Raw genomic sequence first — 22,474 nt, 5'->3', positions numbered from 1 at the left:
CTATGCTGTCCTGCCACAGAGGTTCAGGACCACGCCGGTGAAGCATGAGATCGAGGTGCGGAACTCGCAGTTCATCGCCCACCTGGCACGGGTCGAGACGGAGGATCAGGCCAGGGACTTCATCGAGTCGGTCCGCCGGGAGCACCGCCAGGCGCGGCATGTCTGCACGGCCTTCGTGCTGGGTGACCGCCAGCAGACGCGGCGCTCCAACGACGACGGCGAGCCCGCGGGCACAGCAGGCGCCCCCATCCTGGAGGCGCTCACCCGCCGGGAGACCACGCCGACTCACGGTGATCGCCCACCTGCCGGGGCACCCGAGGTGCGAGACCTCTCCGACGTGTGCGCCGCCGTCGTGCGCTATTTCGGAGGCGTCAAGCTGGGCGCGGGCGGCCTGGTGCGGGCCTACTCGGAGTCGGTCTCGACCGCCCTGGACACCGTCCGGCTGGTCCGGCGAGAGCCGATGCGGATCTGGCAGATCCAGGCGGATCCTGGCAGAGCTGGACTCTGGGAGAACGAGTTCCGAACGGCCGGCTGGACCGTGGACGCCGTGGACTACGGTGCCCGCGATGTCACGGTGAGGCTCGCCCTGCCGGAGACCGAGGAGGCCGCGTCGCTCTTGGAGTCCCAGGTGGCGGCGCTCTCCGGCGGCCAGGTCCAGCCCCAGGCCGTTGGCGAACGATGGATCGATGTCACCGGGAGGACCTCATGACCTCGACCGTTCCTCCCGGGCAGACGCCGGACGCCGTCCTGGGTCGTCTGGCCACGACCCTGACACAGGACTTCCCCTTCGCGGACCTGGTGCGGGATCCCCTGCCGACCGGCGCTGGACTGCAGGCGCACGACGCCGCGGACCTGCTGCTGCTGGACACCGTGGCCACCTGGGCGCAGGCCCGGCATCCCCTCGACCCGGTGGTGGTTCTGGACGACCGGCATGGTGCGCTGACCCTCCCGCTGCTGGCCGCCGGGGTCTCGGTCCGTCTGGGCCAGGACTCCCTGTCCCATGAGCGCTCAGTCGCTCTGAACGCCCAGCGGTTCGCAGCGCATCTCGCAGCATCCGGACAGCTCACGCGGGGGGAGATCGGCCCGGAGCTCCTGGCCGGTGCCCGCACGGTCCTGCTTCCGCTCCCCCGGTCCCTGGACGCGCTGGACCAGACCGCGCATCTGGTGGCTGAGCATGCGCATGAGGATGTGGTGGTGCTGGCCGGCGGTCGGGACAAGCACATGAGCCCGCGCATGAACGAGGTCCTGACTCGCAGCTTCACGTCCGTGGTGGCTGGGCGTGGCCGTTCCAAGTCCCGGGTGATCACCGCTCGTGGGCCCCGGCGCGGGCGCCCGGCTCCCTTCCCGCGCACGCGTGCGCAGGAGCTTCCCGACGTCGGCTCAGTCACCTTGGCTGCCTACGGCGCCACCTTCGGCGGGGCACGTCTGGATCCGGGCACACGCCTGCTGCTCGAGGCGATGGCCGCCGCCGTCCACTCCGGCACACTGACGACCGAGCGGGCGATCGACTTGGGCTGCGGCAACGGCACCATCGCCCTGTGGCTGGCGTTGCAGTGGGCTGGACTGAGCGTGCTGGCCACTGACCAGTCTGCGGACGCCTGCCGCTCCGCCGAGCTGACAGCCCGGGAGAACGGCGTCCTGGACCGAGTGGAGATCAGGCGGGACGACGCTCTGTCCTCAGTCGACGAGGCGTCCGAGCCGCTCGTGGTGCTGAATCCGCCGTTCCATGACGGCAATGCCGTGGACCCGGGGGTGGCTCAGCGGCTGATCGCCGAGGCCGCCCGAGTGCTCGAGGACGGTGGCCAGCTGTGGTGCGTCTGGAACTCACACCTGCGGTACCGGCCCCTGCTGGAGCGGCTCGTCGGACCAACCCGCCAGGTGGCCCGCGACCGCCAGTTCACGGTCACCGTCAGCTCTCGGCGCCGCTGAGGGACCTCAGAGAGCAGCTCTCAGCCCCCCACGGTGCCGATGATCCGCTCCCGCAGGACCTGGATCTCACGGCGGCGCGGACACTGTGCGTTCTACGCAAAGACGCCCGGTCCCTCCGACCTCCACGCAGGGTGGGGATCGGGGAACCGGGCGTCTCGTGGCTGCTCAGACCCTCAGGGAGTCCACGGCGAACCTGATCTGCAGATCAGTTGCCGGTGAGCTTCTCGCGCAGGGCGGCCAGAGCCTCGTCCGAGGCCAGGGTGCCGGCGTCGGTGGCCGGAGCCTCCGAGGAGTACGAGGTGGAGCCGGACTCGACCGGGCCAGCCTCTGCCTCTTCGGTGGCGGCACGAGCGACCTGCTCCTTGTGAGCCTCCCAGCGGGCCTGGGCGTCGGCGTACTGCTGCTCCCAGGCGGCGCGCTGGGTCTCGAAGCCCTCGAGCCATTCGTTGGTCTCCGGGTCGAAGCCCTCGGGGTACTTGTAGTTCCCCTCCTCGTCGTACTCGGCGGCCATGCCGTACAGCGCCGGGTCGAACTCGGTGCCCTCGGGGTCCACGCCCTCGTTGGCCTGCTTCAGGGACAGCGAGATGCGGCGACGCTCCAGGTCGATGTCGATGACCTTGACGAACAGCTCGTCGTTGACGGAGACGACCTGCTCAGCGGTGTCGATGTGACGCGAGGCCAGCTCGGAGATGTGCACCAGGCCCTCGATGCCGTCCTCGACGCGCACGAACGCACCGAACGGAACCAGCTTGGTGACCTTGCCCGGCACGACCTGGCCCAGGGCGTGGGTGCGGGCGAACAGCTGCCACGGATCCTCCTGGGTGGCCTTCAGCGACAGCGAGACACGCTCGCGGTCCATGTCCACCTCGAGCACCTCGACGGTGACCTCCTGGCCGACCTCGACGACCTCGGAGGGGTGGTCGATGTGCTTCCAGGACAGCTCGGAGACGTGCACCAGGCCGTCCACGCCACCCAGGTCCACGAAGGCGCCGAAGTTGACGATGGAGGAGACGGTGCCGGTGCGGACCTGGCCCTTCTCCAGCTTGTGCAGGAAGTTGGAGCGGACCTCGGACTGGGTCTGCTCCAGCCAGGCGCGGCGGGACAGGACCACGTTGTTGCGGTTCTTGTCCAGCTCGATGATCTTGGCCTCGAGCTCCTGGCCGATGTACGGGGCCAGGTCGCGGACGCGGCGCATCTCGACCAGGGAGGCGGGCAGGAAGCCGCGCAGCCCGATGTCCAGGATCAGGCCGCCCTTGACGACCTCGATGACGGAACCGGTGACCACACCGTCCTCGTCCTTGATCTTCTCGATGTCGCCCCAGGCGCGCTCGTACTGAGCCCGCTTCTTGGACAGGATCAGGCGCCCTTCCTTGTCCTCCTTGGTGAGGACCAGGGCCTCCACGGAGTCACCCACGGCGACGACCTCGTCCGGGTCGACATCGTGCTTGATGGAGAGTTCGCGGGACGGGATGACGCCCTCGGTCTTATAGCCGATGTCCAGCAGGACCTCGTCACGGTCGACCTTGACGACGGTGCCTTCGACCAGATCGCCATCGTTGAAGTACTTGATGGTCTCATCGATGGCGGCGAGGAAGTCCTCAGCAGATCCGATGTCGTTGACGGCGACCTGCGGGGCGGTGGAGGTGATGGTCATGTAGTAGGGGCTCCGATGTGGATTGTTCACTCGGCCGGGGTTCGGCGCCGAAGCGCGGGCACCCGGATAGTGGGTTCGTATGGATGATGGTCTTCGCACAGAAAGTGCTCGGCCAGTCTAGTCCCGTGGACAAGCAGAAATCAAAAGCCTGTCATGGAGTGCACGGGACGGTCCTGAGCGAGCATCCGTCCCAGCTCGGCCACGGCACCGGGGCGATGCTCGGTGACCAGCGCGCTCTGGCGCAGCACCTCTGGGGAGATCCCGCCCAGCCACACGCTGCCCAGCTCCGCCACGTCCATGCTGAGGTCCGGCGCGGCGGTGGACTCGGCGCGTGAGACCGTGGCCTCTCCCCCGACGACGTCCACGCGCCAGGTGCCCTCGGCCCACCCCATCGAGTCGGTCACCGTCAGGAGGATCGACCCGTCCTGGGACCAGGGACGCGCCGAGAGTGCCGCCGGAACGTCAAGGATCCGCAGCCAGAGCCGGTCCTGGGTGAAGGTCGTCCGGATCCGCCGACGGTCCACCACCATCGCCTCGAGCAGACCATCGTCCGGTGCCGCCTGCCAGCTGATCCGGTCGATCAGGTCCAGCGATCCCAGGAACTGCCACAGAGCGCGGTGACTCTGCGCCGTCGTGGTGATGAGGGACTGGACCTCCATGGTCTGGGGTTTCTTGTCCCAGCCGGCGAAGCGATAGGTGACGAAGCCGCGGGGTCTGCCGCCGTCGTCGTAGTGGACGGCCGCGTAGAGGCCGGTGCCCTTGCCGCCGTTGCGGTGCAGGTTCGCGTCCGCCTCCTCCACCCGGTAGGAGGCCGTGCGCTCCACCGAGCCGGGGGTCTGCAGGTAGGCACGGCGATACAGCTCGTCGCCGAGCCCGTCCAGCTCGCGAGGCTCCACCAGCCGGACCGAACCGGTGGGGGCCGGTCCGCGGAGGGGCAGACCGCCCTGGACCTCGACCTCGATGGACCGGAAGGAGTTGGCCACGCCGAAGCCGAAGCGGGAGTAGATCCCTCCCTCCGAGGCCGTCAGCGCGGCGACCGGCACACCCCGGTCCAGGGAGGTCTGCAGGGACTCGCCCATCATGGCGCGCAGGATCCCCCGGCGCCGGTGGGTCGGGGACACCGTGACGTTGGAGATCAGCCAGGCCGGGACCTCACGCCCGCCGCCGACATGCAGTCCCTTGACGAAGTCCACGAAAGTGCCCACCGGGTCGGTCTGGGCCGGGTCGGCGTCCTGGGGGTAGACGCCCAGGAACCGGCGTCCGTCCTGGAGGCTCAGGCCGAGCCACTGGTCCAGGGCCTCTCCGGTGGGCGGCTCCTCGTAGAAGCCCCGCTCCACGGTCCGGTACTGACGGGCTACGGCCGGGTTCTCGGCGGCGGAGACGCTGGACTGGGTGAGCTCACGCAGGATGAGGCCGTGCTCGGCCAGGTGGTCCGTGATGGGGGTGCGGGTGTCAGTGTGCGGCATCGTGCCAACTCTGCCCGGCGCCCACTGAGACGTCCAACGGGACAGTGAGGTCCGCGGCCCGTCCCATCCGTTCGGTGAGCAGTGTGGTGGCGGCCTCCAACTCCTCCACGGGCACCTCCAGGACGAGCTCGTCATGGACCTGCAGCAGCATCCGGGTGGCCATCTGCTCCTGCTCCAGACCGCGGGCCACATCCAGCATGGCCCGCTTGATGATGTCTGCGGCCGAGCCCTGGATCGGCGCGTTCAGGGCGGCGCGTTCGGCCATGTCCCTCAGCTGGCGGTTGTCGCTGTTCAGGTCCGGGAGGTAGCGGCGTCGCCCCTCGATGGTGGAGGTGAACCCGTCCTGACGAGCCTGTTTCACCACGTCCTGCAGGTAGTCGCGCACGGCGCCGAAGCGGTCGAAGTACCCCTTCATCAGCTGCCGCGCCTCGTCCACGGGGATCTGCAGCTGCTTGGAGAGCCCGAACGAGCTCAGCCCGTAGGCCAGGCCATAGCTCATCGCCTTGACCTTGGCGCGCATCTCGCCGGTGACGTCCTCCGGCTCCACGCCGAACACCTGGGCGCCGACGAACCGGTGCAGATCCTCGCCCTCGCGGAACGCCTGGATCAGACCGTCGTCCCCGGAGAGGTGGGCCATGATGCGCATCTCGATCTGGGAGTAGTCCGCGGTCAGCAGCCGGTGTCCCTCCCCCGCGACGAACACCTCTCGGATCCGGCGGCCCGCCTCGGTGCGGACCGGGATGTTCTGCAGGTTCGGGTGCAGGCTGGAGAGGCGACCGGTGGCGGCCGTGGTCTGCGAGTACGTGGTGTGGATCCGGCCATCCGGCGCCACCGACTCGCGCAGGCCCTCCACGGTCTGGCGCAGCTTGGTGGCGTCCCGGTGGCGCATCAGGTTCTCCAGGAACGGATGCTGGGTCTGGGCCAGCAGATCCTGCAGGGACTCGACATCCGTGGAGTAGCCGGTCTTGGTCTTGCGCGTCTTGGGCATGTCCAGCTGTTCGAACAGCAGGGTCTGCAGCTGCTTGGGGGAGCCCAGGTTCACCTTTGCCCCGCCGGTCTCCTCGGCCACGGAGGCCCACGCCGACTCCTGGGCCGCCTCGATCGCCTCGGTGAACTCCCCGTACAGGGTGTCCAGCTGCTGCCGGTCCACCTCGATGCCGGCCAGCTCCATCTGCACCAGCACATGGGCCACGGGGATCTCCAGGCCCTGCAGCAGCTGCTGACCACCGCGCTCCACCAGCTGCGGGGTGAAGGTCTCGGAGAGCCGGCGCACCATCCACGCGGATCGCACGGACTGCTCGGCCTGGGCGCGCAGCTGCTCGGCGGCGTCAGGGTCCGTGCCGTCCAGGTCCAGTTCGCCTTGGCCGCTGGACTGTCCCTGGTCCGACTCCACCTCGAGGGTGGACTGCAGGTGGGTCTGCACCAGCGCATCGAGTCCGTAGGAACGGCGGTCCGGCTGGATCAGGTAGGCCGAGAGCGCCACGTCGTCCACCACACCGGCCAGGGTGATGTCCTGCCCCAGTCCGCTGCGGTGTCCCGCCGAGGCCAGGGCCTTGGCGGCGGCCTTCATGTCATGCACGGCCTTGTCTTGGCCGGCATCGGCCAGATACCTCCCGACGACGGCCCCCACCTCCGTGCCTGCCGCACCGGTGTCCTCGCCCCGCACAGCGAGGGACACGTACAGACCCCGCTCCTCGGTGGCCAGGGCGACTCCCACGGGCACGCCGTGGTCTCCGGGGGCCGGCACCTTGCGCTTGGGCAGCAGCGCGGGACCATCGAGCACCACGTGCACGCCCATCAGCGCCGAGGACTCCTCCTGCAGGAACCGCTCCAGCTGGTCGGCGGACTCGGCGATCTCGAACTCAAGGGTCTCCTCGGCCTCGGGCGCCGGGGCATCCTCCCCGAGACGTTCGGCGATCGTGTCGAACAGGCGCTGACGGACCGTGTTGAACTGCAGGGCGTCGAAGAGCTCCTCGATCGCCTCGCGGTCCGGCTGCTCCAGTGCAGTGGCCTCCAGCTCCACGGGCAGCTCCAAGTCCCGGATCAGGGCGTTGAGCCTGCGGTTGCGGCGCACATCCTCGGCGTGGGCACGCAGGTTCTCACCGGCTTTGCCCTTGATCTGTTCGGCGTGCTCCAGGACCTGCTCGGAGGTGCCGTACAGGCCGATCCATTTGGCCGCCGTCTTGGGCCCCACTCCCGGGACGCCGGGCAGGTTGTCCGCCGTCTCCCCCACCAGGGCCGCCAGGTCGGGGTAGTTCGCCGGATCGACCCCGTACTTCTCGCGAATGGCATCAGCGTCCATGGGCGGGATGTCGGAGACGCCCTTCTTGGGATAGAGCACCAGGGTCTGGTCGGTGATCAGCTGGAAGGCGTCACGGTCGCCGGAGACCACGCGGGTCTCCCAGCCGACGGCCTCGGCGCGGGCGGCGAAGGTGGCCACGATGTCGTCGGCCTCGAAGCCGTCCATGGTCACGGTGGGGATGTTCATCGCCTGCATGACCTTGACGATCAGGTCCACCTGGCCGTGGAACTCCTCAGAGGTCTTGGACCGCCCCGCCTTGTACTCGGTGTAGTCCTCTGAGCGGAAGGTGGGGGTGTCCAGATCGAAGGCGACCGCCACGTGCGTGGGCCTCTGCTGGCGGATCATGGTCAGCAGCATGTTCGTGAACCCGTAGACGGCGTTGGTGTGCTGACCGGTGTCGGTCACGAAGTTCTCCACCGGGAGGGCGTAGAAGGCACGGAACGCCATGGAGTGTCCGTCGATGACGAGCAGGCGAGAGGGCGTGGCGGAATTGCTGGAGTCGGTCACGGGTGCCAGCCTAGTGCTCATGGACCAGCCCAGCGATGTCAGCTACACCCCCGGTGTCACCCCGCAGCCCACCCCCGAGGAACGGGAGGCGCTGATGCGGGCTCACGGCATCCCGCCGGAGATGTTCGACCGGATGGGGCCCTTCGGCGTCAGCCCCCTGGCGGCGAAGATGGGCATCGTCTTCCAGGAGCTGACCGCAGATCTGCTGGTGGCCACCATGCCCGTGGCCGGCAACGAGCAGAACGCCGGGCTGCTGCACGGCGGTGCCCACCTGGTGCTCGGGGAGACCCTGGGTTCGGTGGCGGCCGTGCTGCATGCCCAGGAGAAGTTCGGCGAGCTTCGGCCGGTGGTCGGCATCGAGATCGGGGCTTCCCACCAGCGGGCGGCCGCCTCCGGCACCGTGACCGGGACCTGCACCCCCATCCACCGGGGGCGGACCCTGACGACCCACGAGATCGTGGTGACCGACGAGGCCGGGCGGCGACTGTCCACCATCCGGATGACGAACATGATCCTGGACCGGCCGTCGTCGTGACCTGCCTGCCGCTCACGTGCAGGCGAGAGCACCCGCCGGCGTGTAATCTGTAGAGGCCGCGTGACCGAGCAGGTCGCGCAGCCAGGCCCGAATGGCGGAATTGGCAGACGCGCCGCACTCAAAATGCGGTACCTCACGGTGTGTGGGTTCAAGTCCCACTTCGGGCACCACTGGCCTCGACCCCTTGCAAACAAAGGGATCGGGGCCTATTCATTTCCCGCCGACGGCAGCCGCGAGACCTCCCCACCGACCGTTCCGGGGACACTTTTGGGGACACTTCGCTCAGACCCCGCGCTCGCGGCAGGTGTCAGGAGGGTGTTGAGCCGGTCGGCGGCGTCGGCGATGAGCTCGGGCATGACGTGGCTGTAGGTGTTCATGGTCAGGGTGATGGTGGAGTGGCCGAGGATCTCCATGACGACCCTGGCGGGGACTCCGAGCTGCAGCATGATCGTTGCGGCAGTGTGCCGGGCGTCGTGCAGGCGCACGTCGGGGACGCCGGCGACCTGCAGGAGGGCCTTCCAGTGGGCGCGGTCGGTCTGGTGCCGCACGGGGCGCCCGTCGGCCCGTGCGAAGACCGGCTCGTAGGTCTTGCCGTCCTGAACGTGAGGGGTCCACTTCTCCCCCGCCTGGACGCGCTCCTCGAGCTGGGTGGTCCGTTGGGCGCGCAGCTGCTCGATCAGGGCCGCGGGGAGCTTCAGGACTCGTTCGGAGCTGGTGTCGTTCTTCAGGGTGGCGAAGCGGGCGGGTACGCCGGCCACGGGTCGGGCCCACTGCTGGTCGATGGTGATGGTCCCGGCCTTCAGGTCGACCTTGTCCCAGCACAGCCCGAGCACCTCGGACTGGCGTAGGCCCAGGGACAGGGCCAGGGTCCACCGTGCGGGCTGGGCCGTGGTGGCGGCCGAGGCGAGCAGCTGGCGCGCCTCGGCGCCGGTCAGCGGGGTGATCTCGGTCCGCTCGGCCGAGGGCACGTCCACTCGGGCGCAGGGGTTGGCCACCAGGTGGCCGCGCTGCACGGCGACCTTCAGGGCCCGCGAGAGCACCCGGTGGGCCTTCTGGATCATGGACCCGGCCCGGCCGCCCTCGCGCATGACCCGGTGGAGGTGCTCGATGTGCTCGGGGGTGAGCTTGTGCAGCCGGACGTGGCCCAGGGTCGGGGTGATCCAGACTCGGTTCAGGGACTTGTAGGCGTCCAGGGTGGCGGGCTTCACCCTCGTGGCGGCCGGGCCTTCGAGCCAGTGGGTCATCCACTGTTCCAGGGTGGTGCCCTTGTCCAGCACCAGGACGCCGGCCTCGGCCTGCCTCACGACCTCCTGGGCCGCGCGCCGCGCCTCGGCCGACGTCGCCCCGTAGACATTGCGCCGGCGGGCCACACGCTGGCCCTTGGCGTTCAGCCGGGTCCCGACGGTGACCTTCACGACCCACCGCCCGTCAGCCTGCTTGACCGGCTTGGTGCCCTCACCGTTGCCGCGCCGTGTGCTCATGACCGTTCCTCCGAACCTGTTCCAGGGGGCACGAAACCAATCGGCGCACGGTGCCCGGTGTGCCAGCGGGAACGACGAGAATGCGGGAGAGTCTACTGTTCGTTGATTGGCAGCGGCATGGTAGGAGCCGCTTGGTCGATTCCCACGAGGGCGTAGGTGCTACGGCGGGGCCTTGAGTCGGCAGAGACCGTGTAGGTGGTGACCTCCACTTCGGCAATGACAGGCTGGTCCAGGTGCTCAAGGCGGCGGACCTGCCTCATGAGGTTGCTGGTGGGGACGGAGATCCGGTAGGTCCGTTCGTCTGCTGCGCGGAGCCAAATGGCGGCTACTGACTGGCGATGCCCATCGAGAATGCCGTGGAGACGTCGCCGCGTGGTGGTCTGAGATTCCACCCGCGTGGCCCGAAGAATCCGGAAGGCTCCGGCCTGGTTCATGCTCAGACCGACATGGTCTGTCCCTGGGGCGTCGTACATGCCATCGATGTTCCACCCAGCCTCGTAAACCTTCTTGACCGTCGAACGGAGTTTCCCGATCGCCTCAACGGGCAAGGTGGCGAGGTCATCGGCCAGGTCATCGTCCGTGGCATCACTGCCTGCAGCTTGCAGGACTCCAGCGACCCTCCGGAGGGCATCGGACTCTGCCGTGAGCGTAGGGTCATGGGCTTGGCCCTGGCCATCAATCGCTGGCTCATCTGGCTCGACTGCCTCGAAGGTGACACGGACACTGCCAGGGCCGAACGATGCACGGAGCGTGGTCGGAAGTCGCCGCTTGCGGCGCAGTGGCTTCGAGATCTCCTTGACGGTCTCGGAGAAGCCTGTGACGAACCTGCCGAATCGAGCCGCGTCCGTTGAATGGTCCACAACGTCCCCGTCCCGCAGGTGCAGCTCCAGCGTCGCCTGCGTCGTCTGTGGCTCGAACTCGTGCAGCACTGCGGCCAGGTCCGGGTCCTCCATGGCCATGATTCGGAGAGAGTCGCGCTCGTGGTTGCTCAGCTCGTCGTCCGCTCCGACCAACGAATGCCAGTACTGGCGGAAAGCGTCCTGGCGCTGCTGGATCTGGTCGTTCACAGCAACACCTCCACGTATCCCTTGGTCGAGCCCTGCATGATCCGCCGGTCGCTGCCACGAATCGAGGACCATAAGATTTCCCAGTACGCACGGCGTGCTTCATTATCCCGTGGGAATGCGAAAGCGTCGATCAACCCGCCGTAGGGCCGCAGCGGATCCTTGCCCTCTCGCCGAATGGTGAACACCTTCGACTTCTCCCAGTCTTGGAGGGACTGATACTGCTCAGGCTGGATGCCCAGGCAGAAGTCGACATCACTGGGCGCCGCGAAGTCCTTGTGCGTCACGAACCCGCCGTCCATGAAGATCTGCGCACCAGGAAAGTACGCCGATACCTGCGTGGCCCATGGAAGCACCGCGCTCCAGATCCGCTCACGCTCTACTCGGAAAGGCGCATCCTGAACGAAGACCTCGTAGATCTCATCCAGCGTTGCCGGGTGGGCTCCGGGGGGCAACAAGGGATAAGGGCGATCTTGCAGTGCCGGAAGGACCACGTTCAGTCCTCCCTGGCCTTCACACCATCAGGCTGCCGAGTATCCAGATAGTCCTGCCACATCTCATCAGGCCCACCCACCGCTCCCCCGGTCTTCTCGCCAGAGCTAATAACCGGGCCATCATCAGCACTTTCGCGCTCGCGGTCCTGGTGGTCTGCTGGGTGGGTGTCCTGCTCATGAGTGCTCTCCATCCGTCGTCGGATCTCGCCAAGCAGCTCCTCGTTGGAGGCTGCTTCGAGACCAGCGACGGTCACAGAGGTGGGAAGACCCATTGCCCTGGCGACGCTGGCCAGCACGTGTTCGACGTCGATCCTGAACGCCTTCGCCAGAGCGGTGACAGTCGCGCTGTCGGGCCTCCGGTCCAGCGAGTCACGGTTGTCATTCAGGAGCTTGCTCAGGACCTGGCGGCTGGGCCCACCGGCGCGTTCCACATCGGCAGGACGCATCCGGCGCAGGTCCATCTGCTCCTGGACGAATCGTCGGTACTCGTGCATGGCCTCAGTCTTCGGAGAGTTGGTGTCGGGCGCCATTGGTCGCCAGACGGACGGTCAACCACGATTCAGCGCGCCGCGCCGATTCGTTGTCAACCAGAGTAGGCGACGGGGACTGCATATCCCGCGAAGAAGCAACGAAAGAACGGCAATAGAGGGGTTGACAGGATGTCAACCCAGGGTGGAGAGTGGTTGCGTTACGGTTGACAACTAGAAAGGCAGCGGCAACGATGGACCTCACGCAGAAGCGCAGACGACGAGCGAAAGGACGCTGGATGAGGCTCCGCGACTACCAGCTGCTCGTCCGGTACATGGAGGACCGAGATATGACTCAGGCTCGCCTCGGGCGGTACGCCGAGGTCTCTCGGCAGTTCATTCATTGCCTGACTACCGGACAGAAGACCACGTGCACGCCGGCCGTTGCCGAGCGCATTGAGGAGGCCCTCGGCTTGCTCAAGGGCACTCTTTTCGAGCCCAAAGGGTTGCCTCAGGAGCAACTCTCGACACCTCATGGTGGACGACTCGAGAGGGTCGCGTCGTGAGAGAGCGCATGGCCCGGAAATGAAAGTGCCCCCACCTGGGCCAACAGGTGAGGGCGATGTCGGAGTACCAACCAATCAGATCAAGCACTCAGCAACATGAAGGAGTCTATCGTGGCCACTCCCACGAAGCCGAAGAGACGAGTGTCTGAGGCGACCCGCCTCTACTCGATCCCCGGGGCCGCCGATGTGCTCGGCGTCTCGGTCCGAACTGTCTACCGACTGATCGAGCAGGGCCGACTGCGCGCGATCGACATCAGCGAGTCGCCCCGGCCCCGCGCCCGTGTCCGTGCTGATGACCTGCAGCAGTTCATCGACGTGCGAACCCCGGAGAGTGCGTTCCGCCGTCGTCGCCTGGCGGTGGCGTCATGAGCACGCTCAGAACGCGCACTGCCCAGCGGGACTACCGGTCAGTCGTCGTGAGCTCGGACGAAGTCCGGAACCACGATCGTGTCGTACTTATCGAGAAAGTCCCTCAGGGCGTCGAAGACCGCATCGTCCTTGAGCTCAATGTCCTCCGAGGCGTCGTCGGATTCGATGAAGTGAACCTGAGTACCACCGTTCACTACGAAGAGTGCACTTTGGACCGGATCACCAGGCAGCTGGACGCGTACAAGCGTCGTCTCTCCCGCGAGCATGCGGTCAGTGAGAAGCCGGCGAATCGGGACGAAGACGGCGTTAGCGCCGTTCCCCGTGAAGTTGAACGTCGAACCATTGATGATCATTTGAGGCATGATGCTTCCCCTTCTGTAGGTGCCGACCCGGCTGTGGAAGAAACGGGTCTGGCTGTTGTTGAGCCTACGGATGGGGATGACAGTGCGGTAGATGGCCCTTTCCCCTCGAGGGCTGCCCGTGCTGAGGGGGTGGGCGCGGCCGGTGCGAGTGCGGCGCCCACCCCTGACTCCAACACGTTCTTCGAGTGCCCCTCGTGTGGGTGGGCGACCGGCGTCGCGGGCGCTTCGTTGGACTACTACGAGGATCGGAAGCTGTTGGAGCAGTGGGAGGAGGACGTCCAGCTCCACACAGCCGACTGCGCGGAGCGCCTGCACCCTCGTGATGAGGGCACGGTCGCCCTGCCGATGGCGGTGTTCAAGAAGCTGAACCCGCACACCGGCATCCCGGGAACCATTCTTCGTTGCCCGCTGTGCCGGACGTCGTACTGGTTCGAGCGGACCAAGCACGGCCGGAAGATGCTGGTCGAAGCGATTGCGGACCACATGGATCACACGAGGGTTGCCCGATGAGCGCGGCGCTGCAGCAGTTCGAGTTCGAGGGCACGTTGCTCCGGACGGTGGAGATCGACGGTGAGCCGTGGTTCGTGGCGAAGGACGTGGCCACGGTCCTTGGGTACCGGGCCGCCAGCGACATGACCCGCACTCTCGCCGAGGACGCAAAGGGTACGCACCAGGTCGAGACCCTTGGTGGGGCCCAGTCTCTTGGGGTGATCTCGGAGCCGGCTCTCTATCACGTGGTGCTCCAGCGGCAGGACGGCTGGGTGAAGGCTCCTGAGCTGCGTGATCAGGTGAAGCGGTTCCAGCGGTGGGTCACTCACGACGTGCTCCCGCAGATCCGGCAGACCGGCGCGTATGGCGCTGCCCCGGCGGCGCACCCGGACATGCTGACCCGCTCGGACCTCGCTCGCATGGTGCTCGCCGCGGAGGAGGAGAAGGCCGCGGCGGTGGCCCAGCTGGAGGCCGCGGCGCCGAAGGTGGCCTATCACGACCGGTACGTCGCCAATGATGACGCGGTCACGGTGAAGGTGTGGGCAGCACAGTTCGGTCTGTCTGAGCCGCAGGCACGTGCCCTGCTCGTGGGCCGGAAGGTCATCTACTCACAGGTGATCGGTCAGAAGTACTCCGCCCGGGAGAACCGTGTGGTGGAGGTCCGGGAGTACCGGGCCTACGCCAGGTTCATCGAGTGGTTCGATCTGCGGCCGCAGCACAATGCGCCGCGGCATCACAACGGCCAGGTCCGGCAGACGCTCTACGTCCGCCAGGAGGCCGCCCTGCAGCTCGGGCAGAAGCTCGGGCTGGGCGCCGCTCAGCCACACATGGAGGTGGCCGTCTGATGGCTGAGCGCGAGCGTGCGAATCAGATCGTGATCCGTCGCCGTGGGCGTGAGAAGCCGGCGGCGCTGAAGCCGTGGGTGTTCTACCGGGACGCTCGGTCGCTGGAGAAGGCCGTGCAGAAAGCGTGCCGGGTGTTGGAGGGCACATTGGGGATCACTCCCCCGGACCACGTGGAGATGGTTGGTGATTGGCGTCAGTGCCGGGGCCGGTTCCGCACTGACGGGGTGGAGTACGAGTTTTTCCCGGTTGCTGATCCGTCCCGCCCGGCTCAGGTGCAGGCCCGGCCCGCTCCGGTGGAGGGGGTGTCTCAGCGGTGGTGAGCCTTGTCGAGGTGACGTCGGGCTGGTCGTTCGCGGCCCGTCGTCGGGTGTTCGTGTGGGCGCCGATCGCGCTGGTGGCCGGGTGTGTGTTCCTGGCGACGGCGATGTTGGCGAATGGTCCGGCCGTGGTGGCCGGGCTGGTGATGGTGGCGGCCGCGTTCGGCGCGGTCCTTGATGACAGAGACGACCGGCCCGAGTGGGCCGATGAGCAACAGGAGCAGGACATGACAGAGGCACTGATGGATGACCACGCCCGGAAGGACGGGGCCATGGCCCTGGTGCAGGCCGCTGAGGTGGCTGTGGACCGGGCCCGGGCCGCGTTGGCCGAGGCGGACCGCGTGGGGCTGCTGGAGCAGGCGGAGATCTTGGAGGCGCTGATGAGACGGTCCTTGGAGCTCTACCCGGAGGCCGAGCGCAAGGCTGACGAGGCTGAGGTGTACGACCAGGAGGACTCGGCCTGGCCGGAGGACCAGCTGGCGGCCGCGCGCCGCCCGGTACCGGCACTGGATCTGGCTGTGTCTCGGCTGGACAGGATGGACGGTGTCGGTCGCGGCTCTCGTCCGGTGGACCGTGTGGTGTTCGGGGGTGCCCTGTGAACGCGATCTCGCAGTCGACGTATGAGCCGATGTTGGTGGACAAGCTCCGCCCTCACCCCCGGAACATCCGTCACGAAGTGAAGCCGTCCGAGGAGTTGGTGGACTCGATCCGGTCTTCGGGAATCCTGCAGCCCCTGGTGGTGGCACCGCACCCGACGCTGGAGGGTGACTACACGGTGATCGCGGGTCATCATCGGTTGGCCGCGGCGAAGAAGGCCGGCCTGCTGCAGGTCCCGGCGGTGATCCGGCACGACCTGCTGGGCGATGAACAGCAGATCCCGGCCATGGTGGCCGAGAACCTGGCACGGAAGGACCTGACCCCGACGGAGGAGGCCGACGCCTACCAGACCATGCTCTCCTTCGAGGGGTGGGACGTGAAGCGCGTGGCCCGGGAGACCGGGTCCGGCGCCCGCCGGGTCCGTGAGCGGGCCAAGCTGGCCGGCCTGGCCGAGGAACACCGGCAGGCCCTGGACTCCGGGCAGCTGACCCTGGAGCGGGCCCTGGCGATCGTCGCCCTGGATGACCACCCGGATCTGCAGGAGCAGATGGTGCAGAAGGCCACGACGGAGACCCACAACTGGGAGTTCTACCGCAAGCAGATCACCGAGCAGGCGGAGTGGCGCCGGCAGATGCCGAAGGTCCGCAAGGAGCTCGAGGCCGCTGGGGTGAGCATTGTGGACCGGCCTGAGGTCAGCTATTGGGAGCCTGAGTATCCCTACGCTCGTGTGCACCGATGGGACGGGTCGTTCGAGGAGGCCGCGGCTGCCGGGCTCAAGGCCATCGTGGACGAGGACTCCCGTGGCACGCCGGACTGGGTGCGTGAGAAGTCGGCCGTATCCGAGACGGAGGAGACCGACGAGGAGCGGTCAGCCCGGGAGGAGCGTGAACAACGTGAAGCCCGGATCCGCGAAGCGGAGGCCGCGCTGGCCACGGTCGTGGAGGTCGAGACCCAGTGGATCAAGACCGTCTGCGACAGAGCCCGCCAGGGTGAGAAGGACATCACTGACGTGATCCGGGCCTGGTTCGGCCATGAGTTGGTCAAGCTCTACGCCTACGGCGGCGGAAGCCAGCCGCGGCAGAACCTGGCCAGCCTGTATGACATCAAGGACCGGTGGGACCGGGCGACAACAGAAGAGCTGGAGGAGTGCTTCACCGGCAACGCCGACTTCAACACCTGCCTGTTCACTCTCACATCGGCCCGGGGCAACATCGCCAACCTGCATGCGTGGAGGCCGGAGCATGGCCACAGCAACGGCTGGCTGGCCCTGCGCGCTGATCTCGGCTGGGAGCTCACCGACGCGGAGAAGGCTGCCCAGGCCCTCGCGGCCGAGCTGTACCCGGCCAAGCCTGCCCCCGCGCCCGACCAGGACGAGGACCTGGACGACGAGGACGGTGAAGACCAGTGACCGTCGAGCTCCCCGTCGTCCGCCAGAACGGGCGCCGCTATCCACGCGCCCAGGTCCGCCGCGGCGAAGACCTCCGGTGGGAGGTCACGACCGAGCTTCGCCCCGGGATCTTCGTCTCCGATGCCGGCACGACCACGACTGCGGCCACGAGCTTCATCACCTGGCCCAGCGCCCTCTACACCGCCCACCAGGACATCAGCCAGCTGCGCCGCTACCAGGAAGCCCCGGGAGTGGGTGATCCCCTGTGAGACGTCACGGAGCCGCACCCACCACGATGACCGCTGAGGCCCCGCGCTCCCAGGCCTGGAAGATGAGGGCCCGGTGTGTGGGGACTGACCCGGAGCTGTTCTACATGGTCTCGGCTGAGGCCACGGAGACCGCCCTGGCGATCTGCGCGCAGTGCCCGGTCATCGAGGCCTGCCTGGCTGAGGCGCTGCAGCAGGAGGGCACCAGTGGCCGGCACGCCCGGTTTGGGGTCCGTGGCGGCACGACGCCGCTGGAGCGCTTCAAGCACGCGGCCCGGCCCAGGAAGTCCCGGACGGTCAAGCGCCGCCCGGAACGCAAGCCCCGGGCGGAGTTGACCGCGTGAGCATCTCAGTGATGGCACCGGCCACCGCGGGCACGTTCACAGTGCTGTTCCCGATCGACGACGTGGACATGAAGCTCGGTGAGCTCAAGGACGAAGCCCGCGACCGGACTACCGCCGCCGCAGACGAGGCAGGTCTGATCCGGACTTCCCCGGTCCAGATCGAGGTCAACCAGCAGACCCGCCTGATCTCCACCAAGGTCCAGGTGAAGTGGCACGGCGCCCAACCCGTCATCAGGGGGTACGTCGACTGATGAATGACGGACCCAGTTGCCCCCACTGCGGAGGCGAGGCCTTCCGCCACGTTCGTGACCTGCCGAACGGAACCATCATCGTCGCCTGCCTGATGTGCAAGGCGGCCTCTGACCCCAAGGAGTGGACATGACCAACGAGTTCCGGTGCCAAGCCTGCGGCGCCCGCGTGACCGGGTCCCTGACCTACATCGAGAACGTGGCCGACAGCCACCTCTGCCCAGCCCCGGCACCTGAGCGGCTGAGGCGGGTGACTGCCTCGGGAGCCGTGGTCTACGTGGACGGCACCACACCGGTCTGCCGCGTGGTCGTGGACCACCCTGAGCACCCTGCGGAGTTCCGGCACCGCCTGATCGGGTGGATCGGCACCGGAGGGTTCACCCCGAACAAGCACGCCAACACCGTCCTCGGCCCCGAAGTCCTCCGGGCGCTCGCGGATCTGGTCGAAGAGCTGTCCTGAGCGAGGTCCCGACGGCGGCGCCGCACCCTGACCCGCCGAACCATGACCATCTGTGGGTCTGCCAGGTGTGCGGCCGGCCCCGAGTAGTACCGGGTCTCGCGAGGGACTGCGAGAGAAGACATGAGAGAGGTGAACGATGAGAGTGACAGCCAATGCGAAGGCGCTTCTGAACGCTCTGGCGGCGTTGACGCCGTTCGTGGACAAGGGAAGCGACGCAGGGCCGGCAGGGATGATCCACCTGTCCTATGTCCAACACGGGGGCCTGGTGGCCACTGCCTATGGGTGGGGCCCCGCGGCCGCGTGGGTGGATGCTGAGTCAGAGGACGGTGAGTTGGCCTCGTTCGCGATCGAGGCGCGTGACGCGGCCACTGTCCAGGGTGCGTTCCGGCGCTCCACAGGTGGGATCGTGATCGATGTCGAGTCCAAGGTGCTCAAGGCGGTCTCGAAGACAGTCCAGATCGTGGGAACCCAGGCCGTGGAATCACGGGTGGAGAAAGACGAGATCGCCTACTCGATCACGTTCCGCGAAGATTCGGGCCTATTCGGCAACAGGATGCTGAAGGTCTCTACCGCTGCCCAGCCGGAGGTGAACCTGGCCGAGCTGTGGGAGGACCTGGAGGCGCCTCTGCTGCATCCGGTGCCCGCCTTGGATGAGCACTCCGCCTCCGTCGTCGGCCTGTCCCGGTTCAAGGCTGCCGAGAACGTCTACGGAAAGACCCCGAAGATCACGGCGGCCGCGCCTGGTGGTTCTTTGCTCGTCCGTGTCGGGCAGGACTTCATCGGCCGCGCGCTCGGCTACGGCGAGTCGGGCGAGTTTGACCGGGACCGCTCAGCATGGAGCCAGCGGCTCAGAGCACAGCTGGAGGCCGCGGCATGAGCGGGGAGAGATCAGGACGAGCCGGGCATGAGTGCACCGGTGATCAGCGGTGCGGCTCCACTGGCGAGGACCCCGCCGACGGCACCGGCGGTGGTATTGGAGACCCATGTTCCCGTGGCGCGCAAAGCTGCTTTCAGGAAGTGTTCGCGGTCTTCTTCGGAAAGGACAACAGCGAGGGGCAGAGCGGCGCCCGCGGCTTCGTTGGTCCGCGCCCGCAGTTTGACAAGGTCGACCTCATCGTCGCCGAGCAGCTCGAGGCACTCCCGGATCATCTGAATGAGGCGATCCCGGTCTTCATGGAAGTTCTCGGGAACCGCCCCGAGGATCTCGCGCATTTCTTCAAGGGCCTCTCGGAGACACTCGCGATCCTCATCCGAAAGAGAGAGGGGTGACCGAGTGGCTTCGAAACGGTACAGGCGACCGAGCGATCGCATTGCTGTTTTGTTCTCAGTACTCAGTGGCTCGACCGCTGACTGGGACCACTTGGCTTCAGGAACTATGACGACCTTCCAGAGAGACCGTATCAGCTCCTCATATTCGGCACGATCCTCGAAGCCGCTGATGAAGTCCTCCGCAGCGAACAGATACTCAAGGGCTTCCCGGTGTCGAACCCAGTCGACCCGCCCATTTCCAATCCGCTGGGCCTGTACAACGGCGTTCTTCGACCACCAGTCGTCAAGAATTTCCAGGAGGCTAGTGAACGGGTTCGTCTGCATGACAAGGATCCTAACCACGAATGGCAGTGACGCCTGATGCCCTTCTTCCAAGTCGATGACCAGCTACAGGTCAATCAGAAAGCAATCGCGCTCGCTGAGATGGCGATGGACGACAACCTCCGCGGTATCGCTGCCCTTGGACTTTGGACGCTGTCGGGGTCCTGGGTGCAGGCCGCCGGCACTGACGGGCGCATCCCGCTGACGCAGCTCACCCGCTTCCTGCTGAACCGACGCGTCGCCGTCGAGCTCGCGGATCTGCTGGTAGAGCGCCGGCTGTGGCACGCCACCGGTCATGACTGCCCGGTCTGCCCCCAGCCCGATGCGGACGCCTACGTGTTCCATGACTGGTTCCAGATGAAGTACGACCATGCGGTCGATGTCAGGCTCAAGCGAGCCAAGTCCAAGGAACTCAAGGACCCGGCGCTGATCGCTTCTGTTTGGGCGCGGGACTGCACAGACGACCCGGCCGTCGCGGCCGTTGGGCGCTGCAGGTACTGCAAGACCGAGTTGAAGCGCAAGGATACTCGGTCGCAGAACCGCCCGGAGATGGATCATGTGGATCCCAAACTGGCCGCGGGCGTGACCAACGTGGTCCTGTCTTGCTACCAGTGCAACCGCACGAAGGGCCAGCGCACGCCTGAGCAGGCGGGCATGACTTTGCACCCAGCGCCCCGCCAAACTGATGCGGCCGCTGCTGATCGGACTCCCCAGGCTGCCGCTGACGCTGGCGCCGGGTCGAAGCCTGGCGCAGCTGGCCCTCATACCGATGTCAGGGCCGGTGCTGAGCGTTTCCCCGTGCCGCCGGCGCTTGAGCCTCCGAGCTCGAGCACCGGGACCAGTGAACAGGACCAGCCTGGTACCAGTGGTGGTCGACCTGATGGAGATGCTCTCCTCGGGCGTACGCGTGGGCACGAGCGCCCGGGCAGGGCAGGGCAGGGCAGGGCAGGGTCTGGAAAGGGTAAGGGCCAGGGTTCCGGTGGGGCTGGGCTTGGTGAGGGTTCGGGCCAGGGCTCAGGCCAGGGTGGCCGCCGCCGTCGTCGTGGATCCCGTGGCCGTGGAAGATCTGGTCAGCCTCAGACAAGACCGGACCACAAGCAACCCTCGGGAGGTGACCCACCAGTGCAAGGGACGAATGAACCTCCGATAGGCCGAGCTGGTGATGCTCCTGAGGTGCTGACCGGTGGCCGGTATGGGTCTCCGTACTTCGGGTGGAGTGGGCCTCCGTCGTTCGTGGAGGAGTCGGTGTGCGTGGAGCACGGTCTGGACAAGCCGTGTCGGAAGTGTGAGGGAGGCGAGCAGTGAACCAGGTGGAGTACAGGGCGATGGCGGCCAAGGACATGACGGAGAGGGCGCTGCAGGAGAAGGTGATCAGGCTGGCCCGGTCGCTGGGGTGGTTGGTCTATCACACCCATGACAGTCGGCGGTCGGTGAAGGGCTTCCCTGACCTGGTGCTGGTGCATCCGAAGCGGGGCTTGCTTTGGCGTGAGCTGAAGACGATGAAGGGTCGGCTCTCTGCTGAGCAGGTGGAGTGGCTGACCGAGCTCGAGGCTGCTGGCCAGGATGCTGCCGTGTGGCGTCCGGATCAGTGGGTCTCGGACGAGATCGCGAAGGAGCTGGGGCTGTGATGGGTGATCTGACCTTGGCTCAGGAGGTGTCCTCGGCCGTGGCTCGTCTGACGCGGACGACTCCGCAGCTGGTGGTGGCTGGGGGTGATGACGTGGTCTATCTGGCTCCGGCTCTGCTGGGCGAGTTGCGCGCCGCGGCGCATCCATCGGGTGAGTCATCGTCTGGGTCGGTCTCGGTGACCGCGGGTGCGCCGGCCTCGCTGGACGCACTGGATCTGATGGTGCGACTGGAGACCGAGATCAACCATGCGTACTGGCTGGTGCGTGATGCGACCAGGCGGCCAGGGTTCGGTGGGTACACGCTCGAGGAGCGCCTGGAGTACGCGGCCGCTCGGGTCCTGGAGAACGAGGGGCCGGTGCCGTTCCAGGGTCCGGGCGTAATCCGTGAGCGTGCTCTGGGGATCTTGGCTGACGCACCCAAGTGGGTGAGATCCATCGAGCGGTTCTTCGACCCACCCAAGGTCGTTCCGCTGACGGGGCATGCCTGTCCGGTCTGCTGGGCGGAGAAGACCGCAGTGCAGATCGAGCCAGGCGAGTTCGTGGATCAGGCGGCACTGACGGTGACGTTCGGTGCGCAGCTGGTGGCGGCGTGTGGTGAGTGCGGTGCCCGGTGGCCGGGTGATCAGATGCTGGACCTGGCGGCCCAGATCGGTGGGGACACGCAGGTGATGCGGCATGTGCTTGGAAACGCGACGGGTGACACCGTATCCTGAGAGTGCTTACCAGAGCTGTCGAAACTTTCAGAAGCCCCGGGCCCATCGGTCCGGGGCTTCGTCGTTCCCGGAGGTGTGCTCATGGCCCTGGCCTCGACGGCCTCGCGCGGGTATGGCGGGGACCACCAGAAGATGCGGAAGAAGTACGAGCCGCTGGTCAAGGCAGGCAAGGCCACGTGTGCTCGGTGTGGTGATCCGATTGCCCCGCTCGAGCCCTGGGACCTCGGGCACACCGACGACCGCACCGCGTGGACTGGTCCCGAGCATCGTGACTGCAACCGTCGAGCCGGGCAGGTGAACGCAACGGCAACGCGCCTGGAGCGCAACGCCATGACCGTCCGCGACTGGTGATCCGCTCCCGGGGAGGGGCGTCGATATCCCTGTGATTCTGCGG

27 protein-coding genes and 1 tRNA gene are annotated in these 22,474 nt (G+C 67.1%); 19 read left to right on the top strand and 9 right to left on the bottom strand.

Annotation, left to right across the window (positions count from 1 at the left end; genetic code table 11):
• The first annotated feature begins 37 nt into the window (after nt 1-37).
• Both ACEXHE_RS02430 and ACEXHE_RS02425 read left to right on the top strand, forming a co-directional pair.
• Nucleotides 38-709 (top strand): IMPACT family protein, encoded by a 672-nt coding sequence (locus ACEXHE_RS02430; protein ID WP_374784581.1) that lies wholly within the window; start codon nt 38-40, stop codon nt 707-709.
• Complete coding sequence (locus tag ACEXHE_RS02425) at nt 706-1,929, top strand: class I SAM-dependent methyltransferase (protein ID WP_374784580.1); 1,224 nt, start codon at nt 706-708, stop codon at nt 1,927-1,929. Before ACEXHE_RS02430 ends, ACEXHE_RS02425 begins: the two co-directional genes overlap by 4 nt.
• A 205-nt stretch (nt 1,930-2,134) precedes the next feature.
• On the opposite strand, the gene rpsA is transcribed toward ACEXHE_RS02425, so the two are convergent.
• The 3 genes from rpsA to polA all read right to left on the bottom strand — a co-directional run bounded on the left by rpsA (nt 2,135) and on the right by polA (nt 7,858).
• Entirely contained in the window at nt 2,135-3,583 is a 1,449-nt protein-coding gene (gene rpsA, locus ACEXHE_RS02420) for a 30S ribosomal protein S1 (RefSeq protein ID WP_091697049.1), read from the bottom strand.
• Nucleotides 3,584-3,723: 140 nt separating this feature from the next.
• Nucleotides 3,724-5,049 (bottom strand): GNAT family N-acetyltransferase, encoded by a 1,326-nt coding sequence (locus ACEXHE_RS02415; protein WP_374784579.1) that lies wholly within the window; start codon nt 5,047-5,049, stop codon nt 3,724-3,726.
• The gene (gene polA, locus ACEXHE_RS02410) at nt 5,036-7,858 is read right to left on the bottom strand and encodes a DNA polymerase I (RefSeq protein WP_374784578.1); all 2,823 of its coding nucleotides are present in this window, start codon (nt 7,856-7,858) and stop codon (nt 5,036-5,038) included. Before polA ends, ACEXHE_RS02415 begins: the two co-directional genes overlap by 14 nt.
• A gap of 19 nt (nt 7,859-7,877) precedes the next feature.
• On the opposite strand from polA, the gene ACEXHE_RS02405 reads away from it, so the two are divergent.
• On the top strand, nt 7,878-8,393 hold the full coding sequence (locus ACEXHE_RS02405) for a hotdog fold thioesterase (protein ID WP_245760675.1): 516 nt from the start codon (nt 7,878-7,880) through the stop codon (nt 8,391-8,393).
• 85 nt (nt 8,394-8,478) lie between these two features.
• Nucleotides 8,479-8,563: transfer RNA gene (locus ACEXHE_RS02400), tRNA-Leu, on the top strand.
• Nucleotides 8,564-8,599: 36 nt separating this feature from the next.
• Here ACEXHE_RS02400 and ACEXHE_RS02395 read toward each other — a convergent pair.
• The 4 genes from ACEXHE_RS02395 to ACEXHE_RS02380 form a co-directional block, all read right to left on the bottom strand.
• Nucleotides 8,600-9,874, bottom strand: a complete 1,275-nt coding sequence (locus ACEXHE_RS02395) for a tyrosine-type recombinase/integrase (protein WP_374784577.1) — start codon at nt 9,872-9,874, stop codon at nt 8,600-8,602.
• 92 nt (nt 9,875-9,966) lie between these two features.
• Nucleotides 9,967-10,941, bottom strand: coding sequence for a hypothetical protein (locus tag ACEXHE_RS02390; protein WP_374784576.1), 975 nt, complete (start codon nt 10,939-10,941; stop codon nt 9,967-9,969).
• Nucleotides 10,938-11,432 carry a hypothetical protein gene (locus ACEXHE_RS02385; protein WP_374784575.1) on the bottom strand — a complete coding sequence of 165 codons (495 nt, stop codon included), beginning with the start codon at nt 11,430-11,432 and terminating at the stop codon, nt 10,938-10,940. The genes ACEXHE_RS02390 and ACEXHE_RS02385 overlap by 4 nt, the downstream gene beginning before the upstream one ends.
• A gap of 2 nt (nt 11,433-11,434) precedes the next feature.
• Nucleotides 11,435-11,893 carry a hypothetical protein gene (locus ACEXHE_RS02380; protein ID WP_374784574.1) on the bottom strand — a complete coding sequence of 153 codons (459 nt, stop codon included), beginning with the start codon at nt 11,891-11,893 and terminating at the stop codon, nt 11,435-11,437.
• Between the two features lie 683 nt (nt 11,894-12,576).
• Here ACEXHE_RS02380 and ACEXHE_RS02375 point away from each other — a divergent pair.
• From ACEXHE_RS02375 to ACEXHE_RS02325, 11 genes are all read left to right on the top strand, one after another.
• Nucleotides 12,577-12,834 carry a helix-turn-helix domain-containing protein gene (locus ACEXHE_RS02375; RefSeq protein ID WP_374784573.1) on the top strand — a complete coding sequence of 86 codons (258 nt, stop codon included), beginning with the start codon at nt 12,577-12,579 and terminating at the stop codon, nt 12,832-12,834.
• Entirely contained in the window at nt 12,831-13,706 is an 876-nt protein-coding gene (locus ACEXHE_RS02370; RefSeq protein WP_374784572.1) for a hypothetical protein, read from the top strand. Before ACEXHE_RS02375 ends, ACEXHE_RS02370 begins: the two co-directional genes overlap by 4 nt.
• Nucleotides 13,703-14,530, top strand: coding sequence for a BRO family protein (locus ACEXHE_RS02365; protein WP_374784571.1), 828 nt, complete (start codon nt 13,703-13,705; stop codon nt 14,528-14,530). Before ACEXHE_RS02370 ends, ACEXHE_RS02365 begins: the two co-directional genes overlap by 4 nt.
• On the top strand, nt 14,530-14,850 hold the full coding sequence (locus tag ACEXHE_RS02360; RefSeq protein ID WP_374784570.1) for a hypothetical protein: 321 nt from the start codon (nt 14,530-14,532) through the stop codon (nt 14,848-14,850). Before ACEXHE_RS02365 ends, ACEXHE_RS02360 begins: the two co-directional genes overlap by 1 nt.
• Nucleotides 14,847-15,446, top strand: coding sequence for a hypothetical protein (locus ACEXHE_RS02355; RefSeq protein WP_374784569.1), 600 nt, complete (start codon nt 14,847-14,849; stop codon nt 15,444-15,446). The genes ACEXHE_RS02360 and ACEXHE_RS02355 overlap by 4 nt, the downstream gene beginning before the upstream one ends.
• 29 nt (nt 15,447-15,475) lie before the next feature.
• Nucleotides 15,476-16,852 carry a ParB/RepB/Spo0J family partition protein gene (locus ACEXHE_RS02350; protein WP_374784842.1) on the top strand — a complete coding sequence of 459 codons (1,377 nt, stop codon included), beginning with the start codon at nt 15,476-15,478 and terminating at the stop codon, nt 16,850-16,852.
• Nucleotides 16,849-17,100: a hypothetical protein gene (locus ACEXHE_RS02345; protein ID WP_374784568.1), complete on the top strand. Its 252-nt coding sequence runs from the start codon at nt 16,849-16,851 to the stop codon at nt 17,098-17,100. The genes ACEXHE_RS02350 and ACEXHE_RS02345 overlap by 4 nt, the downstream gene beginning before the upstream one ends.
• Nucleotides 17,097-17,441 (top strand): WhiB family transcriptional regulator, encoded by a 345-nt coding sequence (locus ACEXHE_RS02340; RefSeq protein WP_374784567.1) that lies wholly within the window; start codon nt 17,097-17,099, stop codon nt 17,439-17,441. The genes ACEXHE_RS02345 and ACEXHE_RS02340 overlap by 4 nt, the downstream gene beginning before the upstream one ends.
• Complete coding sequence (locus tag ACEXHE_RS02335) at nt 17,438-17,692, top strand: hypothetical protein (protein ID WP_285179615.1); 255 nt, start codon at nt 17,438-17,440, stop codon at nt 17,690-17,692. Before ACEXHE_RS02340 ends, ACEXHE_RS02335 begins: the two co-directional genes overlap by 4 nt.
• 127 nt (nt 17,693-17,819) lie before the next feature.
• On the top strand, nt 17,820-18,149 hold the full coding sequence (locus tag ACEXHE_RS02330) for a hypothetical protein (RefSeq protein WP_374784566.1): 330 nt from the start codon (nt 17,820-17,822) through the stop codon (nt 18,147-18,149).
• Between the two features lie 136 nt (nt 18,150-18,285).
• Nucleotides 18,286-19,026, top strand: coding sequence for a hypothetical protein (locus tag ACEXHE_RS02325; RefSeq protein ID WP_374784565.1), 741 nt, complete (start codon nt 18,286-18,288; stop codon nt 19,024-19,026).
• 11 nt (nt 19,027-19,037) lie between these two features.
• Here the strand turns inward: ACEXHE_RS02325 and ACEXHE_RS02320 are convergent, their stop codons facing one another.
• Nucleotides 19,038-19,742, bottom strand: a complete 705-nt coding sequence (locus ACEXHE_RS02320; protein WP_374784564.1) for a hypothetical protein — start codon at nt 19,740-19,742, stop codon at nt 19,038-19,040.
• A 63-nt stretch (nt 19,743-19,805) separates the two neighbouring features.
• On the bottom strand, nt 19,806-20,084 hold the full coding sequence (locus ACEXHE_RS02315; protein WP_374784861.1) for a hypothetical protein: 279 nt from the start codon (nt 20,082-20,084) through the stop codon (nt 19,806-19,808).
• 12 nt (nt 20,085-20,096) lie between these two features.
• Here ACEXHE_RS02315 and ACEXHE_RS02310 point away from each other — a divergent pair, with 12 nt between their 5' ends.
• From ACEXHE_RS02310 to ACEXHE_RS02295, 4 genes are all read left to right on the top strand, one after another.
• On the top strand, nt 20,097-21,044 hold the full coding sequence (locus ACEXHE_RS02310; protein ID WP_374784841.1) for an HNH endonuclease signature motif containing protein: 948 nt from the start codon (nt 20,097-20,099) through the stop codon (nt 21,042-21,044).
• Nucleotides 21,045-21,049: 5 nt separating this feature from the next.
• Nucleotides 21,050-21,367 carry a VRR-NUC domain-containing protein gene (locus ACEXHE_RS02305; protein WP_374784563.1) on the top strand — a complete coding sequence of 106 codons (318 nt, stop codon included), beginning with the start codon at nt 21,050-21,052 and terminating at the stop codon, nt 21,365-21,367.
• Nucleotides 21,367-22,080 carry a hypothetical protein gene (locus ACEXHE_RS02300; protein ID WP_374784562.1) on the top strand — a complete coding sequence of 238 codons (714 nt, stop codon included), beginning with the start codon at nt 21,367-21,369 and terminating at the stop codon, nt 22,078-22,080. Before ACEXHE_RS02305 ends, ACEXHE_RS02300 begins: the two co-directional genes overlap by 1 nt.
• Before the next feature lie 81 nt (nt 22,081-22,161).
• A complete protein-coding gene (locus ACEXHE_RS02295; RefSeq protein ID WP_285179607.1) occupies nt 22,162-22,431 on the top strand; it encodes a hypothetical protein in 270 nt (89 codons plus the stop codon).
• The last annotated feature ends 43 nt before the right edge of the window (nt 22,432-22,474 follow it).

The organism is Micrococcus sp. IITD107, from assembly GCF_041927415.1.
Taxonomy (GTDB): domain Bacteria; phylum Actinomycetota; class Actinomycetes; order Actinomycetales; family Micrococcaceae; genus Citricoccus; species Citricoccus terreus.
Note: the sequence above shows the minus strand (reverse complement) of the source record. Positions and strands in the feature narration are given on the sequence as shown.

Excerpts from the sequence above, each read along its gene's own strand:
- ACEXHE_RS02395 (WP_374784577.1), bottom strand. The coding sequence starts at position 9,874 with ATGAGCACACGGCGCGGCAACGGTGAGGGCACCAAGCCGGTCAAGCAG.
- ACEXHE_RS02315 (WP_374784861.1), bottom strand. The coding sequence starts at position 20,084 with ATGGAACACGTAGGCGTCCGCATCGGGCTGGGGGCAGACCGGGCAGTC.
- ACEXHE_RS02295 (WP_285179607.1), top strand. The coding sequence starts at position 22,162 with ATGGCCCTGGCCTCGACGGCCTCGCGCGGGTATGGCGGGGACCACCAG.
- ACEXHE_RS02415 (WP_374784579.1), bottom strand. The coding sequence starts at position 5,049 with ATGCCGCACACTGACACCCGCACCCCCATCACGGACCACCTGGCCGAG.
- ACEXHE_RS02380 (WP_374784574.1), bottom strand. The coding sequence starts at position 11,893 with ATGGACCTGCGCCGGATGCGTCCTGCCGATGTGGAACGCGCCGGTGGG.
- ACEXHE_RS02405 (WP_245760675.1), top strand. The coding sequence starts at position 7,878 with ATGGACCAGCCCAGCGATGTCAGCTACACCCCCGGTGTCACCCCGCAG.
- ACEXHE_RS02365 (WP_374784571.1), top strand. The coding sequence starts at position 13,703 with ATGAGCGCGGCGCTGCAGCAGTTCGAGTTCGAGGGCACGTTGCTCCGG.
- rpsA (WP_091697049.1), bottom strand. The coding sequence starts at position 3,583 with ATGACCATCACCTCCACCGCCCCGCAGGTCGCCGTCAACGACATCGGA.
- ACEXHE_RS02300 (WP_374784562.1), top strand. The coding sequence starts at position 21,367 with ATGGGTGATCTGACCTTGGCTCAGGAGGTGTCCTCGGCCGTGGCTCGT.
- ACEXHE_RS02425 (WP_374784580.1), top strand. The coding sequence starts at position 706 with ATGACCTCGACCGTTCCTCCCGGGCAGACGCCGGACGCCGTCCTGGGT.
- ACEXHE_RS02320 (WP_374784564.1), bottom strand. The coding sequence starts at position 19,742 with ATGCAGACGAACCCGTTCACTAGCCTCCTGGAAATTCTTGACGACTGG.
- ACEXHE_RS02330 (WP_374784566.1), top strand. The coding sequence starts at position 17,820 with ATGACCAACGAGTTCCGGTGCCAAGCCTGCGGCGCCCGCGTGACCGGG.
- ACEXHE_RS02310 (WP_374784841.1), top strand. The coding sequence starts at position 20,097 with ATGAAGTACGACCATGCGGTCGATGTCAGGCTCAAGCGAGCCAAGTCC.
- ACEXHE_RS02350 (WP_374784842.1), top strand. The coding sequence starts at position 15,476 with ATGTTGGTGGACAAGCTCCGCCCTCACCCCCGGAACATCCGTCACGAA.
- ACEXHE_RS02370 (WP_374784572.1), top strand. The coding sequence starts at position 12,831 with ATGAGCACGCTCAGAACGCGCACTGCCCAGCGGGACTACCGGTCAGTC.
- ACEXHE_RS02360 (WP_374784570.1), top strand. The coding sequence starts at position 14,530 with ATGGCTGAGCGCGAGCGTGCGAATCAGATCGTGATCCGTCGCCGTGGG.
- ACEXHE_RS02325 (WP_374784565.1), top strand. The coding sequence starts at position 18,286 with ATGAGAGTGACAGCCAATGCGAAGGCGCTTCTGAACGCTCTGGCGGCG.